The sequence below is a fragment of the Bacillus sp. 11C genome (assembly GCF_055486375.1).
Genome location: NZ_JBUPVZ010000021.1, coordinates 32,347 through 48,127 on the forward strand (window position 1 = coordinate 32,347; position 15,781 = coordinate 48,127).

At 40.5% G+C, this 15,781-nt stretch carries 12 protein-coding genes, 2 pseudogenes and 1 riboswitch; of the genes and pseudogenes, 6 read left to right on the forward strand and 8 right to left on the reverse strand.

The window, feature by feature from the left end:
* Positions 1 to 29 precede the first annotated feature (29 nt).
* Positions 30 to 1,493 (reverse strand): FGGY-family carbohydrate kinase, encoded by a 1,464-nt coding sequence (locus ACY3LV_RS19770; protein ID WP_464864373.1) that lies wholly within the window; start codon positions 1,491 to 1,493, stop codon positions 30 to 32.
* Positions 1,494 to 1,510: 17 nt separating this feature from the next.
* A complete protein-coding gene (locus ACY3LV_RS19775) occupies positions 1,511 to 2,533 on the reverse strand; it encodes a 2-hydroxyacid dehydrogenase (protein WP_464864374.1) in 1,023 nt (340 codons plus the stop codon).
* Positions 2,534 to 2,628: 95 nt separating this feature from the next.
* Positions 2,629 to 2,720: riboswitch (SAM riboswitch) on the reverse strand.
* A gap of 142 nt (positions 2,721 to 2,862) precedes the next feature.
* On the opposite strand from ACY3LV_RS19775, the gene ACY3LV_RS19780 reads away from it, so the two are divergent.
* The gene (locus ACY3LV_RS19780) at positions 2,863 to 4,905 is read left to right on the forward strand and encodes a molybdopterin oxidoreductase family protein (RefSeq protein ID WP_464864375.1); all 2,043 of its coding nucleotides are present in this window, start codon (positions 2,863 to 2,865) and stop codon (positions 4,903 to 4,905) included.
* A 103-nt stretch (positions 4,906 to 5,008) separates the two neighbouring features.
* A complete protein-coding gene (locus ACY3LV_RS19785) occupies positions 5,009 to 5,302 on the forward strand; it encodes a hypothetical protein (protein WP_333560320.1) in 294 nt (97 codons plus the stop codon).
* Positions 5,303 to 5,542: 240 nt separating this feature from the next.
* Here the strand turns inward: ACY3LV_RS19785 and ACY3LV_RS19790 are convergent, their stop codons facing one another.
* The gene (locus ACY3LV_RS19790) at positions 5,543 to 5,743 is read right to left on the reverse strand and encodes a UPF0715 family protein (RefSeq protein ID WP_464864376.1); all 201 of its coding nucleotides are present in this window, start codon (positions 5,741 to 5,743) and stop codon (positions 5,543 to 5,545) included.
* 262 nt (positions 5,744 to 6,005) lie between these two features.
* On the opposite strand from ACY3LV_RS19790, the gene ACY3LV_RS19795 reads away from it, so the two are divergent.
* Together ACY3LV_RS19795 and ACY3LV_RS19800 are read left to right on the forward strand one after the other, a co-directional pair.
* Positions 6,006 to 6,128 (forward strand): biofilm-forming protein, encoded by a 123-nt coding sequence (locus tag ACY3LV_RS19795; RefSeq protein ID WP_087991891.1) that lies wholly within the window; start codon positions 6,006 to 6,008, stop codon positions 6,126 to 6,128.
* A 57-nt stretch (positions 6,129 to 6,185) separates the two neighbouring features.
* On the forward strand, positions 6,186 to 6,479 hold the full coding sequence (locus tag ACY3LV_RS19800) for a YozQ family protein (protein WP_087991890.1): 294 nt from the start codon (positions 6,186 to 6,188) through the stop codon (positions 6,477 to 6,479).
* A 142-nt stretch (positions 6,480 to 6,621) separates the two neighbouring features.
* Here ACY3LV_RS19800 and ACY3LV_RS19805 read toward each other — a convergent pair whose 3' ends face one another.
* Positions 6,622 to 8,307, reverse strand: coding sequence for a methyl-accepting chemotaxis protein (locus tag ACY3LV_RS19805; RefSeq protein WP_464864377.1), 1,686 nt, complete (start codon positions 8,305 to 8,307; stop codon positions 6,622 to 6,624).
* Between the two features lie 325 nt (positions 8,308 to 8,632).
* Between ACY3LV_RS19805 and hpaB the strand changes: the two are divergent.
* Positions 8,633 to 10,083 (forward strand): annotated as a pseudogene (gene hpaB / locus ACY3LV_RS19810) (4-hydroxyphenylacetate 3-monooxygenase, oxygenase component).
* A gap of 53 nt (positions 10,084 to 10,136) precedes the next feature.
* Here the strand turns inward: hpaB and exlX are convergent.
* Together exlX and ACY3LV_RS19820 are read right to left on the reverse strand one after the other, a co-directional pair.
* Positions 10,137 to 10,835: an expansin ExlX gene (gene exlX, locus ACY3LV_RS19815; RefSeq protein ID WP_333560319.1), complete on the reverse strand. Its 699-nt coding sequence runs from the start codon at positions 10,833 to 10,835 to the stop codon at positions 10,137 to 10,139.
* Positions 10,836 to 11,106: 271 nt separating this feature from the next.
* Positions 11,107 to 11,784 (reverse strand): YoaK family protein, encoded by a 678-nt coding sequence (locus ACY3LV_RS19820; protein WP_087991886.1) that lies wholly within the window; start codon positions 11,782 to 11,784, stop codon positions 11,107 to 11,109.
* A 166-nt stretch (positions 11,785 to 11,950) separates the two neighbouring features.
* Here ACY3LV_RS19820 and ACY3LV_RS19825 point away from each other — a divergent pair, with 166 nt between their 5' ends.
* Entirely contained in the window at positions 11,951 to 12,988 is a 1,038-nt protein-coding gene (locus tag ACY3LV_RS19825; protein ID WP_087991916.1) for a polysaccharide lyase family 1 protein, read from the forward strand.
* Positions 12,989 to 13,233: 245 nt separating this feature from the next.
* Here ACY3LV_RS19825 and ACY3LV_RS19830 read toward each other — a convergent pair whose 3' ends face one another.
* The gene (locus ACY3LV_RS19830; protein WP_148961652.1) at positions 13,234 to 14,007 is read right to left on the reverse strand and encodes an acetoin reductase; all 774 of its coding nucleotides are present in this window, start codon (positions 14,005 to 14,007) and stop codon (positions 13,234 to 13,236) included.
* A gap of 438 nt (positions 14,008 to 14,445) precedes the next feature.
* Positions 14,446 to 15,169, reverse strand: a pseudogene (locus ACY3LV_RS19835) (NPP1 family protein).
* Positions 15,170 to 15,781 lie beyond the last annotated feature (612 nt).

A 15,781-nucleotide genomic window follows, 5' to 3' on the forward strand; every position in this document is an offset into this window, starting at 1 on the left:
CATTCCTCAAAACAGCAGCAAATGCTGCCTTATATCAATACTTCGCTTTCTGAACCTGAAAAAAAGCGCTGTGTTTGCTTCCATTCCTCATATAAAGCCCATTCCATCTGGCAGTCCTGCGGTTCAAACACCCGAACATTTGCTGACATCTCCTCTATCAGTTGAAAGGTTTCGTTGCAAATGACTGCAGCACCAACGACAGATGCCTGATGATATCCCTCTTGAACATAAATTTTTTTCTGAAGAAGGTCCGCGATATATTGAGTGAGCGCTCTGCTTTGGAATCCACCTCCGCACACCCAAACATAGTCACGTTCAAACGGTGTAACCTCTGTTAATATGTCAAAGTTCCATTTAATCGAAAATGCGATCTCTTGCAGAGCCGCACGTACAAAATGTGCTCTGTTTAAATGCGCTGAAAGCGGGGCATCAAAAAGAAAACCGCCTCTCGTTAACGCATTTTTTTCTGACGATAAATAAGAACCGAGAGCCGCCACACATGCATTGTCTCCCTTAGCAAGGGCAGAAATCTCCTCCTCCATCACTTCGTACGATTCATTCGGATAAAAAATCTGTTTTAATTTTTGATAATTCAAACCGGTAATCCCCGGATTCGTTTCCAAAAGCCAATGTCCTTGATCTGTATGGCAGTTCAGCCAGGCTTTATGTTTTGTGTCGTCATGATCAGCCGTAATTTTGGTAATCGGCGTTGTTGTCCCTGATACAATGACAATGTCCTCAAGCGCGGCGCCGGTGCTTTTCACAGCCAGCTGTGTATCTCCGCCCCCTGCTATCACTTTTGCATGTATAGAAAGGCCCAATTCGGACGCATACTCATGTGTTATCGTTCCAATCGCTGTTCCCGCTCTTACAAGAGGCGGAAGGATGGATGGAGAAAAGCCGAATTTGCCGCACATCTCTTTTGACCAAGTGTTTTGCTTCACGTCAAACAGCAGGGTTTCAGTTGCCTGTGATGGTTCATATGTCAATATTCCGCTCAGCTGGTATGTCACCCAATCACTGATGCTTGTAAAGCTCGCTGTTTTTTCCCATAAAGAGGACTGGCGCTGTTTTAAACCATAAAGCTTGAGCGCAGAAAAAAGTGCAGTCGGCAGTCGGCCTGTGCGACTGTATATCTCTTCCTGATTGGGTATGCTCTCCTCCCACTCACGGCCGCGGTTATCAATGTTCGGCAGCCCGAGAAAAGAGTCGCCGTTTTGATCGATCAGCACAATCCCCTGTCTTTGACTCGTCGATGTCAAACCAATAATGTCAATATCACCTGAACGGGAAAGCGCACGTTTTGCCAGTTTCATTACTTGCTTCCACAGCACCTGAGGAGAAAAATAACGGCTGTCCGGATAAAGCGCCTCGGCGGCATACGCGATATCCTCCCTTTCAACTGTTAGAACGCTGCCCGATACACTCACGACCGCTGCTCTCGCATTCCCTGTGCCGATATCAAATACGAGATAGCCTTTTTGTTTTTTCATTACGTTACCCTCCTTTCTTATCCCTCTGTTTTTAGTTCATCTTTGTTATATAATGTCGGAATATGAAGTGTTTTTTGAACCTGCCACTTTGTGAGAGCTTCGTTCAGAATCGTCACGTGATGATCCTCCACCTCAAAGGTTGCTCCAGCGAGATGCGGTGTTGCCAGAACATTAGGCAATGAAATGAATTCGTAGTCTGATTCTTCTGGGGGTTCATGATAAAAAACGTCTAAAATCGCTCCTCTGATTTTATATTCTTTTAATACAGATAGAAGATCTTCACGGTTTACCACAACAGCTCTTGATGTATTGACGAAAATCGCACTCTCTTTCATCAGATTAAAATACGTCCGATCAATAAGTACCAGTGTTTCCTCGGTACGAGGCAGATGAACAGAAACGATATCACTGTCTGAAAACACCGTTTTAAGAGATACTTTTTCATATTGAGGATGATCGTCTTGTACATATGGATCGTAATACTTTATTTTACAATCGAACGCAGTCAGCAGTTTTGCAATCCTTTGCCCAACTGCTCCGAACCCAACCATGCCGACCGTTTTTCCTGTTAATTCATTCCCTTTAAATTTGACATAAGCCTGCAAATAATCGCTTTCCCACTTCCTATCCTTCAACCATTGATTAGAGGTACTGGTATGGCGGAGAAAGGAAATCACATTTCCGATAAACATTTCAGCAACGGCTTGTGCATTTCGCCCGGGTGTATAGAAGACGGGTATACCTCTATTTGACGCTGCTGCCACATCCACATTGGACGGCATTCCCCTGCATACGCCTATAAATGAAAGTTCTGGAACAGATGCAAATACGCTTTCTGTTACTTGATCTAGCTCCGTAATCAAGCCCGTGGCGTTGGATTCTTTTAATAGCTGAATGAGTTCATCTTCCTTATATGCCCGTCCTTTTTCCTTCCAGGATTGATAAGCAACTGAGCCGAATAATTTTTGAAGCTCTTTTCGTCCTTCTTCGTTGTACGGTGCTGTAACCAAAACAGTCATGGTGCAAAACATCCTTTTCATCAAATTTTGCCATAAAAAAATCTCTTTCCGAAGATGGAAAGAGATTCATATATAGGCACGCCCTGTTACAGTCAGACGCCGGTATAAACCTTACTTTCCTATCTTTCAAGCTGACGCTTGCTGGAATTGGCACAATAATGTTGCCGAGGTTTCATAGGGCCAGTCCCTCCACCTCTCTGGATAGAAAATGTTAAGTATGTAATTTTCAGAATGAAGAATACGTTTATCATAAAGAAGTCTCAGATTGATGTCAATCACTTTTTTCTGAATTGACGTTATCATCCGAAATGTTATAATTCTTACAAAATATCTAAGAGAGGAACTGGGCCATGAAATCTTTCGCCACACAACAAAACGGCATTTTCAAATCGGTTTGCTCGCTGGACTGCCCGGATCAGTGCGGATTGTTAATACATAAAAAAGACGGAAAAATTGTGAAAGTGCAAGGTGATCCCGATCATCCTGTGACCGCCGGAAACATATGCAACAAAGTTCGAAACATGACGGAGCGCATCTATGATGAAAAGCGGCTGACGACACCGCTCAAACGAACAGGTGCGAAAGGCGGGGCGACATTTGAACCGATTTCTTGGGATGAGGCGATCGATACCATCACCTCACGCTGGAAACAGCTGATTGATAAAGAGGGAGCTGAAAGCATACTTCCTTACAGCTTTTACGGAAATATGGGAAAATTAACAGCTGAAGGAATGGACCGCCGCTTCTTTTATCGTCTGGGCTCAAGCCAGCTTGAACGGACGATTTGCAGCAAAGCGGGATCTGAGGGCTATAAATATACAATGGGTATAAGTGCGGGAACCGATCCCGAGGAAACCATTCATACGAAACTATTTATTTTTTGGGGAATCAACGCGGTCAGCACAAACATGCACCAAATCACAATTGCCCAAAAAGCTCGAAAACAAGGGGCCAAAATTGTCGTGATTGATGTGCATAAAAATCAAACAGGGCGTCTCGCAGATTGGTTTATTCCTATAAAACCCGGAACCGACAGCGCACTGGCCCTTGGCATCATGCACATTTTATTTAAAGAAAACCTTCATGATGAAGCGTTTTTGTCTGAATACACGGTCGGCTATGAAGAGCTCCGTGAACACGTGAAACAGTATGATCCGGAAAGGGTATCGCTGATCACCGGTGTGAGCACCGACGATATATACCAGCTGTCAAGAATGTACGGCGAAACCTCCCCTTCTTTTATCAGAATTGGAAACGGACTCCAGCATCATGATAACGGCGGGATGATTGTACGGACGATTGCCTGTCTTCCGGCGATCACCGGCCAATGGCTCCACACAGGGGGCGGCGCAATAAAGCATAACAGCGGCATTTTAGAATATAACACGAATGCCTTGCAGCGGCCTGATTTACTGAAAGGGCACACGCCGAGGTCGTTTAATATGAATCAGCTTGGCAAAGTGCTTTTGGAACCAGATCCGCCTATTCGCTCTCTTTTTATTTACGGGACGAATCCTGCCGTTGTTGCGCCAGAAGCGAACAAAGTCAGACAGGGCTTGCTGCGGGAAGACTTGTTTACTGTGGTTCATGATTTGTTTTTGACGGAAACGGCTGCATATGCGGACATTGTACTGCCTGCGACATCAGCTTTTGAAAATACTGATTTTTATACTTCCTACTGGCATCATTACATTCAGCTTCAGCAGCCGGTGATTGAGAGATATGGAGAAAGCAAATCAAACACTGAGGTGTTCCGATTACTGGCTGAAGCAATGGGATTCACAGACCAGGAGCTCAAAGATTCAGATGAAGAATTAATCCGTCAGGCGCTTGACCATCCAGATAATCCGTATTTGGCGGAGATTGATTACGATTCACTAAGTAAGCATTCATTTATGAAAGCGAAACGCGAAAAGCCGCTGTTTCCATCCGAACTTCCGACTCCAAGCGGAAAAATAGAATTATATTCAGAAAAAATGATGCAAGACGGTTTACCGGCTTTACCGACACATACGCCTCTTGCAAGCGATGACGAACATCCATTTATGTATGTTCCGGGGCCAAACCATAATTTCTTAAACTCAACGTTTTCCAACAATGCAAAGCACATCAAGCTTGAAAAGACGCCAAAGCTCTTTATTAACACAACTGATGCTGAAAAATACGGAATCGTTGATGGGGACCCTGTACGAATTTGGAACAGCCGGGGAGAATGTGAACTGGCCGCTGCAGTCGGAGAACAAGTGCTGCCAGGTGTCGTAGTCAGCCAAGGATTATGGGCGGATGAAACGGGGAAAAAACAACTCGTCAACGCGCTTACCCCAGACCGCTTATCCGATATGGGCGGCGGCGCAACCTTTTTTTCAGGCCGCGTGCAGATAGAAAAGGCTTAAAAGAAACCGTCAGAGCACATTCTGGCGGTTTTTTGGTTAAAAAATGAAACCTGGCGTATGCTCAGCTCGTATAACCTAACATCGACATAATGGAGGCATGCATATGGACGTTTTTTTAGGAATCGGTATTGCTTTGGCTGGATATTTTATCGGTGAAGGTTTAAAGCAAATGAATCATCCAAAAGCATATGAAAAAAGTGATACCTTGCTTATAAAAGAACGAGATATTTACTATTACATCGGATATTTTTTAGGAATAACGACAGCAGAGGCAAAACAGTTAGCTGGAGACACGAAAGACCTTCCTTACATTGAAGTAAACGGAAAAAGGTATGTACAAAAACATTTGTTAAAAGAATGGACATTCACATTAGTTGAGAAACATCAGGGTGAATAAAACAAAACTTGAGGAGAGCGAGATTCATTAGACACGCTCTTCTCAGTTCAGCTGTATAGACAGCTTTCTCTCATTTCATACATCTTTCATCATATTTATCTTCAATTTCTCCTCTTATGATAAGTAAGAATGCCACTCACCAAAACATTTATTTAGGCATTGATATCATTTTTTACACAGTGTCTCTCCTTTTTAAAATGTGAACCTGATTCACTTTAGACACCGATGAGCTGTACACGTTTATAAAGGATCAGAGAATCCCAAAACCAGTAAATCACTGCAGATGCATACAGCGATAAAAGCAAAAATCCCAAACAGAAAAAAATCATATAATAAAGCAAGTGCTCCTGTGAATAAGGCAATCATCGGCATGCGATAACTGATGAAAAAATAAAATCCGAAAAACAAACTAAAGGAAAGGCTGGATAGCCCTGACGTCACAAAATGATATGATGCGTTTTTGTTCTTTTTTTCTCCTTCTATTACTCAGCAGTTCCCCACCTTTATACAGCCTATTCATCTACAGTACTAACGAAAGGTTTCATAAATGACCTTTGCCTATATTAAAAAATACGACTGGCATGAAATTGACTCTCTTGCCTAAATGAGAAAGAGTCAACGAAAAAAAGCGAATGAATACATACCTAACAGACAGAATAAGAAGAGTTAATCATTCAACATTTTTCATAAAGGGGTGAAAACAATGAGTAAAAAAGGAATTCAAAATTCAAGTATTGAACAAATAAGAAATGACCATGAGACTGAGACAGCTTTTAAAGCAGATGATCCTAAAAAACATGGTTCTGATCCTAAAAGAACAAGATAAGTTTTTGCATGAATCCCGTATGACACGATAAAATTTCAACAATCTGGAGTGAGTAAAGTGACGCAAAAAAATGGAGCAGACAGACCGGACGACTACAAAAGATATTCTTCATTAGACAAGGAGTATGATTTTCAGCAGTCTTTAAACGCAGGTGATAAGACAGAGAATGTAAAAACTGAAAACCACACTCATAATAAAGAAAACATAAATGACACCACGGAAGTTGCTGGAAGATTTTTCGAACCTTCCGATTATAAAGGAACCACGCAATTGGAAAAAGGATTGGCTGAAACTCATGAACAAGTCAGTGATGACTATTTTGAAGGAACTATTGATCAAAATTTGGACTAGTCATTCAAACGGAGCTAACTTTAAAAAGCAAGTCAGCTCCGTTTGAAGAAACAATCACCATGAAAATGACGATCCCCAAATCACTCCCTCATAAACATAAAACCCCACCGAATAAGATGGGGTTTAAAGAAATGCAACCTAATTAATATTTAAAACGATTAATGACGGTTTGAAGTTCTTCCGCCAACTGGGATAGAGATTCAGCAGCATAGGAGATTTCCTCCATTGAATTGAGCTGTTCCTGTGATGACTTCGCAACCGCTTCTGTATTTGCTGACGTTTCCTTTGTGCCAGCGGCCAATGTATGAACTGTATGCTGAATCACTTCAACGCCGGATGTAAGCTGTTGAGTTGCCGCTGCCACTTCTTGTATTTGCGAAGCGACTTGTTCCACAAGGTTCAATATTTCATTGATATTCCCTGTTGTCTCTTGAGAAAGAACAATACCTGAGCTTACATTTTCTTGAACAACCTTGATATTATTCACCGTTTCAACCGATTCATTTTGGATGGTTGTTACCACCGATTGGATGTGATTGGCAGATTTATTTGTTTCATCGGCCAATTTCCGAACTTCTTCGGCCACCACAGCAAAACCTTTTCCTTGCTCTCCGGCTCTGGCCGCCTCGATCGCTGCATTCAAGGCCAACAAATTTGTCTGCTCGGATATATTTGTGATAAGCGAAGAAATATCACTGATTTCTGCTGTGCTTGATACCAATGCCTGCAAACCATTGCCGGCTGAATCTACAGATGTATCAATGAACTTCATCTGCTCTAACATTTTGTTAACGGATTTAGACCCTATTTCAGCTTTATCTCTCATTGAAGTAGAAAGATCCGCTATGTTACCTGTATTTGAAGCAACAGATGAGAGACTGTCTAATAATTCACTAATGGATTCCGCACTTTTTTCTGTCATTGAGCTTTGTTTTACATTGCTGTCGGCAGCCATCTGCATGGCTCCGGAAATATGCTCAGAAGTTGATTTTGATTCTTCCGCGCTTGCCGATAATTCTTCGGAAGATGCGGCAACTTGTTCAGATGAACTGCTGATCTGCTTCACAATTTGTGTTAATGATTGGGTAAAAGAATTGAAAGATTGAGCAAGCTGACCAAATTCGTCTTTATTTTTCACAATGACTTTTTTAGTTAAATCAGCGTCTCCGTGAGCAATTTCCTCCAGCTGCTTATTCATGCTTCTCAATGGCACCATAATAGACTTTAACAGCAATAAACTTAAAACAATGCCTAACATAATTGATATCCCTGTGACAATGCTGATAAACCATTGACTCATTTCCCCATTGGCGCGTATTTCACCTTTTAGATCCTCGACCTCTTGATCCAGATGGTCAGAAAGCTTGTCGACAGCCGGATCTACCACTTCTTTTCTTAACGTTCTTTCTTCTCCAAAATGGATGGTTTCTGCTTTTTTAGGATCCGAAGAGTAGGCTTTTACCACTTGCTGATTTAAAGCTCTATACTGCGTGAAACTTGTCTTAATGTCTTCAATATTTGATTGATAATTCTCTTCATCAACCAAGTCATTGACCCGATCAAGGCTCTTTAAGACATCGTCTGCTTTTTCCTTCATTCCCTCGTCATATTCTTTATCACCGGTAATCAGAAAGCCTCTCTCATCATTTGATAAACCGGTCAATCGATATTGGATGTGTTTCATTTCTTTTTGGAATTCCATTTTGTCTTTAAGTTCTTCATTCTTTTTCACAGTAGAAGAAATCATAAAAACTGAGGAGCCTCCAATTCCAATGATTGAAATAACTAATATTGATATAATCCCCAGCAATTTTGTTTTCACTTTCATGTGTCGATTCCCTTTCTGCACTATGTAATGTTTAAGCGTTTGAGTGTAATTCGCTTACACCCATGTCAATAATATCGACAGGTTTAATAAAGTTTATAGTGCTATCAGCATGATGAACAATCCAATTATTTGCATATCTGGACATTGCAGAAAAACCGTGCGAGACATCTGCTGCCTTGTCTACTTAGGTATTTCAAATTGTTCTTTTTCGCTGCTTTTATTCAGGCATACTAAAAAAGGCTTTTCCGATTTCAAATAGACTGAACAGGCTGTTCTTTCGAAAATATAATGACAATACACAGCTATTTGAAGGAGGAAACGTCAAATGGGGATCATCAATGGAAAGGAATTCATTGACCGATTGAATAAACTAGAAAACGAAGTATAGTATGATGGCGAAAAAATAGCGAGTCATATTTCCGATCATCCTGCATTTAAAGGGATCATCAGAACGAAAAGTTCGCTTTATGATTTGCAAACGAAGGATGAGGTCATGAATGAAATGACTTATTGCCTTCCTGGAGAACATGATCCTATCGGCCTCTCTTACCTTCAGCCTAAAACCAAGAGTGATTTGAGAAAAAGAAGGAACATGATTGAACATTGGGCCAGACATACTCACGGGATGATGGGGAGAAGTCCTGATTACATGAATACAGTTATGATGAGCTTTGCATCTTCAGCAGAGCTTTTAAGAGATAAAGAGAATTGCTTTCCGGAACATATACTAGACGTGTATAAGCAAGCTGCTAAGCATGATCTTTCCTTTACCCATACCTTCATTACGCCCCAAGTGAACCGGTCACAGTCTTATTTAGGGATCAGCGAAAAACCGATATCTGCTAAAGTCATCGATAGAACCGAAAAAGGATTAATCATACAAGGCGCACGTCTTCTTGCAACCCAAGGCGGGTTAACAGATGAAATTCTGGTTTTTTCGGCACCTAAATTTTTCTTTGAAACGGATGAAGCTTATGCTTTTTCGATACCCTCTAATACAAAAGGCCTTAAATTCATCACACGAGAATCATTTGTAGTAAGCGAATCTGCCTTTAATCATCCCTTAAGCTCAAGATATGAAGAAATGGATTCAATCGTTGTTTTTGATCACGTGTTAGTGCCATGGGATCGTGTGTTTTTTTATGATAATGTGGAAGCAGCTAAAGATTTTATGACAAAAAGCTCCTTTCATGCCTTTACCTTTCACCAGGTTGCCATTAGGCAAATGATCAAAATTGAATTTCTATTAGGAGTCGCGCAGCTGCTGGTCGAGACTATTAATGTTTCTGAATATCAGCATATACAAGAAAAACTCTCTGAGATCATTGTGGGATTGGAAACCATTAAAGCACTCATTGACAAATCAGAAAATGACGCTCAGTTAGATGAGTGCGGCTATATGCGTCCCAGTTTGATCCCGCTTCAAGTCGTCAGTACGGTCACTTCTACTCTATATCCCCGATTAACGGAAATCATTCAATTAATTGGCGCTAGCGAATGGTGACGCTGCCGACAGAAAATGCGTTTAACTCAGAGATACGGGAAGATCTTGACCAATACCTCCAAGCAACCAATGCAAATGCTGAAGAGCGTGTGAAAATTTTCCGTTTGGCGTGGGATTTAACCATGAGTTCATTCGGAACAAGGCAAACTCACTACGAAAGATACTTTTTCGGAGATCCTATTCGGATTTCAAGCAGACTGTATACCAGTTATCCAATGCAGCAGCAAGTAAACATGATTAAAAAATTTTTATATCCAGATGCTGAGGATTGATAACTATTTAAAAATGAAAAAACAGCGGGAAAAGGTCCGCTGTTTCGTATTTTTCATTCAGGAAACTGTACATGGCCCGGCACTGTATATGCATTGGACGTTCCGCTTACAGGCAGCTTCGGAATGGTGTCTTTCACAACCTTTCCGCGGATGTCCGTCATTCTGACTTTGAGAGAGCCTGTCCCTACATTGGTACTGACAAAATGGTTATAGTCCATTTTTTCCATGTTGATCCACTTTCCATCTTTAGCATATTCCATTTTCATAACAGGATACTTGTGATTTCTGACTTGGATTGCAGCCCACCACCTGCTGCTTCCTTCTTTGATCCTGTACGTGAAATTCCCTGTGATTGGGGCTTTGACAACACGCCATTTGATATTGATTTTTCCATCTTTCATATTGCCGATTTTACGGAAAGCATTAGGTGACAGATCAAGAGCTCCCTGAGCGCCTTCAGGATACAGATCGGTAACGTAGACCATTGTTTTTCCTTTTGGCCCCTCGACTTCCAAATAAGAGCCTGCGAGTGCCGCTTTCACTCCCCCGTAATTGAGATCTGCCGGATTGATTGCAGCAATCTCCATATCGGAAGGAATGGGATCCAGCAGGAAAGCTCCTCCTGAATAACCCGACCCTGTATACGTTGCATAGCCTTCATGTTGGTCGTCGTATGCTGCCGAAGCTTGCGGGGAAAAACAAAGGATCATCAACAAAATCACGCCAACAAATGCACTGATTTTCTTTTTCATACATGACCTCCTCAATCCAGACTTTAAATGAGAATCATTATCATTATAAGACTCAATCCATCTGGTTTGAAAGAGGAAATAGATTCATAGATGGTTTTCATACATAATCACTATCATTCCTATATCAAAGGAAGCGTTTTATGAAAAAAACCAATACGAATGAATGAGTATGCACATCAGCCGAATTTCTTATTTTATTTACTGAGCAAAATTCGCATAGCAATAAAGGACATGAAACGCGTTTTTGGCTCGATAACAGTATGAGGAAAAGTTATTTTTCCCCGCTCAGTTTCAACTTAGCTGTCATCATGATGCCAAATATCAGCACGATCGGAACCCAAATAATGATGTCATAAAAATCAGGCTCAGCGAAAGCTACAATAATAGCCCCCACACAATATAAGATAATAGCCAGCGCTCTTAACACAGCATCTCTTAAAAATGTCTTCTTCTGCTTCTTAAAAAACAAACGGCCGGACAAATCCTCTAAAAGAGAAGCCAGTGTTCCGGTCAACACAGTTGAAGAAATACCTGCGATCCCCAGCTTTTTAGCTGCTATTGTTTGAATCCCCATCGATATGCTCATGAGAATAATAAGGATGTATACAGGAACAAAAGCCGAATAAAAAGAAAGACAAGCAAAGACAAACAAAATGAATGCTTCAAGCGCAAGCGCTTTTGTCACCGCAGTAGGCCACAGGGTATTTTCTGCCTTTCCGACCATCAGTGTTGAAATAATCACGCCACATATAAATCCGATTAGCGCGGTCAAAGAATTAAAAACTGTGACCTCAAGGGATTTGCCGATCGCTAACCCCAACAATACAATATTTCCAGTCATATTCGCTGTGAAAACATGTCCCAAACTTAAATACCCGATTACATCCACGATTCCAGCTGTTAAACATAAAAGTGAAAGCAAGGTGTTTCGATAAGCTGCTGCAGTCAACGGTGTATCAATCCCTTCTTCTAATTTCAAGTATGTCTTTTAACGAAATCTGTTTATTTTGAAATAACCCGGATTTAATTAGGAAGATAGAACCTATTATTCCATTCCATTAACTGTAATAATAATCTCCGCAAGGAAATTTATTAATTGAAAGGGGCAAATTATGCTGAAACGATTTTGTTTATGGTTCGCCGTGTTTAGTTTGTTTTTGGTTCTCTTGCCTGGAAAAGCGTTTGGAGCTGTCGATTTTCCAAACACCTCAACGAATGGCCTTTTAGGATTTGCCGGAAATGCTAAAAATGAAAAAGGCATTTCTAAAGCGAGCACAACGGGCGGAAAAAACGGCCAGATTGTTTACATTCAAAACGTTAATGATTTAAAAAACCATCTAGGAGGATCAACTCCGAAAATTTTAGTTCTTCAGAATGATCTTTCCGCATCTTCGAAAACAACAGTCACCATTGGCTCAAATAAAACACTCGTAGGCTCTTACGCGAAAAAAACGCTGAAAAATATTTATTTAACAACTTCATCTGCTTCTGGAAACGTCATTTTTCAAAATCTGACGTTTGAACACAGTCCGCAGATTAACGGAAATAATGATATCCAGCTTTATTTAGATTCCGGCATCAACTATTGGATTGACCACGTCACATTTTCGGGCCACAGCTATAGCGCAAGCGGAAGTGATTTGGACAAGCTCCTGTATATCGGTAAATCAGCAGATTATATCACGATCAGCAACTCAAAATTCGCGAATCATAAATACGGTTTGATTTTGGGATACCCTGACGATTCACAGCATCAATATGACGGCTATCCCCACATGACAATCGCCAATAATTATTTTGAGAATTTGTATGTAAGAGGCCCGGGCCTCATGAGATACGGATACTTTCATGTTAAAAACAATTACAGCAACAACTTTAACCAAGCGATTACCATTGCCACAAAAGCAAAAATATATTCCGAATATAACTACTTTGGGAAAGGCAGTGAAAAAGGCGGAATCCTCGATGACAAGGGCACTGGCTATTTCAAGGATACAGGCAGCTACCCGTCTTTAAACAAGCAAACCTCTCCGCTGACTTCCTGGAATCCCGGATCTAACTATAGCTACCGTGTCCAAACGCCGCAGTATACAAAAGAATTTGTCACGAAATATGCCGGATCACAGAGCACAACACTGGTATTTGGCTACTGACACAAAAGAGGCCTGCGTAAAAAACGCCGAGCCTCTTTTTTACTTATAGGCCGATCTTGTTGCACTTCATCAAGCCCAGAGCCGGTCTAACCATTCTTATCAAAAAGTGTATTGTCTTTTTCACAATCACTTCTCAATCAATTTTCTTATTATACCAGTTTATCGCAAGTAAAAAGAATAAATCGAATCGGATAAATACAAAGTTTCAAAATCTTTTTTCTATTTACATATCATTTAGTTTTTTATCATCTATAAACTAGACCGCCATCAGTTAATATGGCTTGACCGGTAATGTAATCAGAGGCATCTGAAGCTAAGAATGATACCAGATTAGCAACATCCTCGGGGGTTTGATATCTTTTCAGGGCTATTTCCGAAGAAAATTTTTCAAAAGCTTCCCCTGGCTGCAGATCATCACTATGTTTTGCCATTTCTTCATCAATTCTGTCCCACATTTTTGTTTTTGCGACTCCGGGGCAATAAGCATTCACCGTTATTTTATACTTTGCCAGCTCTTTAGCAGCTGTATGTGTAAAAGACTTCACCGCATGCTTCGTCGCTGAATATGTGCCCAGCATTTCAAATGACTCGTGACCAGCTATACTGCATGCGTTAATGATTTTCCCCTTTGTTTTTTGTTTCATGAACTGATCAGCGGCTGCTTGAGTGCCAAAGACAACTCCATTCACGTTAACCTGAAACAATCTATTTAGTTGTTCTTCTGTGATTTCCAAAAATGGAGAAACAGCTTCAATACCCGCATTGTTTACAAAAACATCTAAGCGGCCAAACTGATCTGCTGCTTCTTTAACCAAATTGAATTGGTCTTCACGCTTCGATACATCCCCTCTAACCCCAATCACATGAAAGTGTTTCTCTTTGAAATCTGAAACCGTTTCATTCAGCAGTGCTCCATTGATATCATGCAGCACTACACGAAAACCATCTTTACATAGTCTTTCTGCGATGCCTCTCCCTAATCCGCCTGCTGAACCTGTAACTATCGCTGTCTTGGACATAAACATTCCCCTTTCGCAATAAGTTAACGTGACTATATCTTTATTTTAACAAATCAATAACTCTCCGCATCATTTAAAGGGCTGATACAAAAAAACAGTTTCTATATGTAGAATTGCTGTTATAATTTCAAACCCACATTGCCTTCTGATTTGGTTCCGGTTGTCTACCAGAGACACTTTCTTTTTTGCTTGTTCATTGTATTCTTGAGACTCCAACTCATTACAAAAAGGCCAAGTTTCAAACCGGCCTTTACATTCAATCTTTTATTAGAATTCGTACAACTCATCAACTGATAACCGTATAAATCTTTAACTTTACCATCCCCACAATCCTGACCAATATAAGCTTTAACAATAAGTCTTTTAAACTATTCCTGCATCTTGTTATGAAAATGCCGTATTAATCTACTGACTAATCCAGCATGATACATTATGAATTTATCTAAACCATGCCTTTTCTAAATGATTCATGAAATTAGGATCATTAAAAGGGACATTTGCTTTACTGAAATCCGTTGTATTCAAAGCATTCCTCGCCGCCGGTGTTAAGTTTTCCCACCCAATTAATGGCTGAGTGCCTCCTACTTGATCACTAATATGCAATTCATGGTTTAAGGGCCATGTGCTGTTGTATGCAATTAACGGATGTGTATCCTTCATATTTCTTTCATTTGACTGAACATTCGTGAATTTTCCGTGCCCGGAGTATGCGATAGATAAAACTTTTGGATTTTGATTAGACGGATTGTCGACCCTCGACCCAAACTACAATTCCTTCCCAGTCATGTCTATGCCCCAACCTTGGAGAAGCCTCATCCTTTGGAAAATACCAAGAATACATGATTGCCCACACGCCATTGTACCAAGTTGAACGTGAATAAACTTGTCCGGTATGTTTGCTGCAATCTCCTTCAGGCGCTCCCGTCGGCTGTAACCCGCCACTTGTATTGCCTTGTGCATCTACTGCCGGAAAGGGTACACAGCCGCTATAAACCTTCAAATACGGCTGGAACTTTTTTTCGGCTTTTTGAGAAATAGTAGTTGGGGCAACTTCATCGAAACCTACTACTTTGTCATGATCAATGACAGCAGCATCAACTGTTGGAACTAAGCTGATAAAAACGAGAAGTGACATCAAAACAGCAAACGCAATTTTCTTCATTTCACTTTCCTCCTTATCGCATTAGTTATGTAAAATCCAAACTGCCAAGTCATTATACAATGGTGAAATCCCCATTCAATCAAATTTACAGAATCTTAAAATCAATAAACAGAATCGATACGATTATTCATCATTCTTTACCTTCAAAGCATCCTGAAGAACACATTTCGGTTTTTATTTTCATGTATCCAGTCCAGGTTTCATCATTAGTAAACTCACCTAAAAATCATTCATCTGAGCTTCTTGAAGCACAGAATGATGTAGTGCAAGCTTTTATAATAGGATTTTGTGAAGGAGTTTCACCCCTTAGTGCCAATGTATTTTTATTACAATGAAAATTTAGTACATAGATTAGTTAGTACATTTTATAAAATAGCTCTTTACTAAAAACTGCTCTCACACTCATTTTATAAAATCAAAAAACACCCCTTCATACATAGATCAGAGGTGTTGAATAAAACTTATTTCGTCTTAGCACTTCTCAGAAAAGCACTTCTATTCTCTGTGGCAGTTGTCAGCATCGTGGCATTTTCATTACCTGACATAACAATTGGAGAGAATAAGTTCCTGCAGACATTTCTTTGACCACTTTGAACTTTCTTCGTGTTGGTA

Excerpts from the sequence above, each read along its gene's own strand:
- ACY3LV_RS19805 (WP_464864377.1), bottom strand. The coding sequence starts at position 8,307 with ATGAAAGTGAAAACAAAATTGCTGGGGATTATATCAATATTAGTTATT.
- ACY3LV_RS19780 (WP_464864375.1), top strand. The coding sequence starts at position 2,863 with ATGAAATCTTTCGCCACACAACAAAACGGCATTTTCAAATCGGTTTGC.
- ACY3LV_RS19830 (WP_148961652.1), bottom strand. The coding sequence starts at position 14,007 with ATGTCCAAGACAGCGATAGTTACAGGTTCAGCAGGCGGATTAGGGAGA.
- exlX (WP_333560319.1), bottom strand. The coding sequence starts at position 10,835 with ATGAAAAAGAAAATCAGTGCATTTGTTGGCGTGATTTTGTTGATGATC.
- ACY3LV_RS19770 (WP_464864373.1), bottom strand. The coding sequence starts at position 1,493 with ATGAAAAAACAAAAAGGCTATCTCGTATTTGATATCGGCACAGGGAAT.
- ACY3LV_RS19795 (WP_087991891.1), top strand. The coding sequence starts at position 6,006 with ATGAGTAAAAAAGGAATTCAAAATTCAAGTATTGAACAAATAAGAAAT.
- ACY3LV_RS19785 (WP_333560320.1), top strand. The coding sequence starts at position 5,009 with ATGGACGTTTTTTTAGGAATCGGTATTGCTTTGGCTGGATATTTTATC.
- ACY3LV_RS19775 (WP_464864374.1), bottom strand. The coding sequence starts at position 2,533 with ATGAAAAGGATGTTTTGCACCATGACTGTTTTGGTTACAGCACCGTAC.